Annotated in this window: 1 protein-coding gene; it reads left to right on the top strand. The window is 71.5% G+C overall.

The features are described from left to right. A partial coding sequence (locus tag ACODRW_RS24155; RefSeq protein ID WP_488906900.1) for an RHS repeat domain-containing protein occupies window positions 1-3,558 on the top strand: 3,558 nt, incomplete at both ends.

Genomic DNA, 3,558 nt, shown 5'->3' with positions numbered 1-3,558 from the left:
CCCGACGACAACAGCGTCGCCGACGGCCAGGTCTACACCACCCGCTATGTGTACGACGGCGCCAGCCAGCGGCTGGCCAGCCTGCAGCAGAGCGACGGCAGCCGGCTGGACTTCGCCTACGCGCAGGTGGACGGCGATTACCGCGTGCTCAGCGTCAGCGACGTGCGCGGCGAGCAGACGCTGACCACCACCTTCGACTACGACGCCGCGGGGCAGCGCACCGTGGTCCGCGACGCCGCCGGACTGCGCACCGAACTGAACTACCGCGACGGCCTGCTGCAACGGGTGGCCGGCGGCGGCGTCGAGCAACGCTTCGACTACGACGGCCACGGCCGGGTCAGCGCGATCACCGACGGCCGCGGCCAAACCGCCCGTTTCGACTACGACGCCGCCGGCAACCGCGTCGGCGTGCGCGACGCGCAGAACCAGCAGACCCGACGCCGTTACAACGCCCAGAACCAGCTGCTGAGCGAAACCGTCGACGGCGCCGGCACCCGGCGCAACGTTTACGACGCCAGCGGTCTGCGGCTGCGCTTCAGCCTCAGCGCCGAAGGCCGGGTGGAAGAGCGCCGCTACGACGCCCAGGGCCGCGAAGTCAGCCGGCTGCTGTACCAGGGCGGCGTGTTCGCCGGCGCCGACGACGCCACCGGCGAAGCCGAACTGCAAGCCTGGGCGGCAAAGCAGGACCTGTCCCGCGTCGAACGCAGCGACACCGGCTACGACCTGCGCGGCCTGGTGGCCAGCACCACCCGCTACGCCACCCTGGATGCCGAGGGCAAGGGCGTGGCCGACGGCCGGCACAGCAGCGTGCGCTACGTCTACGACCCGGCGGGCAATCTGCTGCAGAAGCTGGACGGCGTCAGCGGCGCGGTGCTGGCCGACTACCTCTACGACGGCCTGAACCGCGTGGTGCGCAGCCGGGACGGCGCGGGCGTGGCCACCACCACCGTCTACCAGGACGCGCAGCGGCAGACCCGGGTCAGCCTGAGCAACGGCCTGAGCACGGTGAGCAGCTACGACGCGGCCGGCCAGTTGCTGGCCGTGGTGCAGCAAGACGCCGGCGGCCCGCTGGGCACCGCGCGCAGCGAATACAATGCGCGCCACCAGCCGGTCAGGCTGATCGACGCCAACGGCGCGGCCAGCGTCCTGCTCTACGACGAACGCGGCCGCAAGGTCGGCCAGATCGACCCTGCCGGCGACGTCACCGAATGGCGCTACAACGGCAACGACCAGATCATCGCCAGCCTGCGCTACGCGACCCGGATCGACATCGCCCGGCTGAGCGGCGACCCGACGGCGCTGTCGCTGGCTGCGCTGCGTCCGGCGGCGAATCCGGCGGAAGACCGCATCGAACGCCGGCTATACGACAGCCTGGGCCGCCTGGTCCAGACCGTGGACGCCGAAGGCGGCGTCGAGCGCCACCAATACGACGCCGCCGGCCGGCTGACCCGCAGCACCCGCTACGCCACGCGGCTGAGCGCCGAACAACTGGCGGCGCTGGCGAGCCAGCCCGGCGAACTGGACCCGTCCGACGCCCAACTGCAGCCGACGGCCGATCCGGCCGGCGACCGCGTCAGCCGCCGCTACTACGACCGCGACGGCCTGCTGCTGGCCAGCCTGGACGGCGAAGGCTATCTGAGCGAAACCCGCTACGACGGCGCCGGCCGCGCGATCGAAACCGTGCGCTACGCGCAGCGCGCCCGCGCCGGCGACACGCTGGAGGCCCTGCGCCCGGCCAGCGACGGCGCCGACCAACGCACGCGCAGCCTGTATGACGGCGCCGGCCGGCTGGTGGGCCGGATCGACGCCGAAGGCTACCTCGACGAAACCGTTTACGACGGCCAAGGGCGCATTGCGCAAACGATACGCTACGCCACCCGCGTCGGCGGCGGCGACACGCTGGCCGCGCTGCGCCCGGCGGCCGACCGCAACGACCGCCAAGTGCAGCGCCAATACGACGCCGCCGACCGGCTGCTGCGCGAAGAACACCGGCCGAGCGGCCTGATCGTCCGCTACCAATACGACGCCCAAGGCCAAGTGATCGCCGTCACCCGCCAGGCCGGCGACGACGCGCGCAGCCAGCTCAAGCGCTACGACAGCCAGGGCCGGGTGACGCAAGAACTGGCCGGCGAAGGCGCCCAGGCGCTGGCCGCGCTCGGCGCCGACGCCGGCGCCCCGCAAATCGACGCCGTCTGGGCGCGCTGGGGCACCCGCCACTACTACAACGCCGGCGGCCAACGCACCGCCAGCCTGGGCCCCGACGGCCAGGGCGGCGCCGGCGCGCGCACCCTGTACTACTACGACGCCGCCGGTCGCCTCAGCCACACCCTCAACAGCCTGGGCGAAATCAGCGAAGTGCGCTACAACGCCTTCGGCGACGTCGTCGCCACCCAGCGTTACGCCACCCGGCTTGGCGCCGGCGCGCTGGCCGCGCTGAACGGCGGCAACCAAAGCGGCCTGCCCGGCGGGCTGAGCAGCGAGGCCGACCGCCTCGAAACCAGCCAATACAACCGCCTGGGCCAACGCCTCGCCGCCGGCGACCGGCTGAACGCCGAACGCGAACAATGGCGCTACAACGCCTTCGGCGAAGCCGTGGCTTACCGGCAGCGGCTGGACGCCGCGCGCAGCAGCGTGCAGACCAGCGCCTACGACCGGCGCGGCCTGCTGCAAAGCCAGACCCGCGACGCCGAAGGACTGGCGCTGGGATCAAGCTCGAGCTACGACGCCTTCGGCCGGCAGACCGAGCGCGTCGACGCCAACGGCCACCGCAGCCGGATCGACTACGACAAACTGGGCCGCCAGATCAGCGTCCAGGACCCGCAAGGCGGCCGTCAAAGCCACGCCTACGACGCCTTCGGCCGAGTGCTGCGCCAGATCGACGCGCTGGGCCGCGCCACCACCACCGCCTACGACGAAGCCAGCGGCCGCGTCACCGTCACCCAGGCGGACGGCGTCCAGACCATCACCCAGAAGAACGGCCACGGCGACACCGTGCAACTGATCGACGGACTGGGTCAGGCGACGACCTACCAATACAACCGCGACGGCCAAGTGCTGAGCACCACCACGCCGGCGGGAACCACCCGTAGCGGCTACGACAGCGCTGGTCATCAGATCGAGAGCGTCGACGCCAACGGCACCCGGACCGTCTACCAATACGACGCGGCGGGCCGGGTGCTGCAACGCACCGTGGACCCGGACGGCCTGAAACTGAGCAGCCGCACCGAATACGACGCGGAGGGCCGCGTGCTGCGGCAAACCGAGCCCAACGGCCGGGTGACCGAACAGCGCTACGACGCGGCGGGCCGGCTGCAAAGCCTGATCGTCGATCCGGACGGGCTCAAGCTGACGACCACCTACGGCTACGACGCCCAGGGACGGCAGATCCGGGTGACGGAAGCGGCGGGGACGGCGCAGGCGAAGACCACCGAATACGAATACGACGGCGCTGGTCGTCGGGTGCGGGAGACGGTGGACCCGGAGGGGCTGAAGCAGAGCACGGTGTACCAATACGACGGCCAGGGCAATGTGGTGTCCAAGACCGACGCGATGGGCAAA

This window comes from Chromobacterium sp. FG89, from assembly GCF_057808735.1.
The sequence above is the reverse complement of the archived record's forward strand: the minus strand, read 5'-3'. Positions and strand labels throughout refer to the sequence as shown.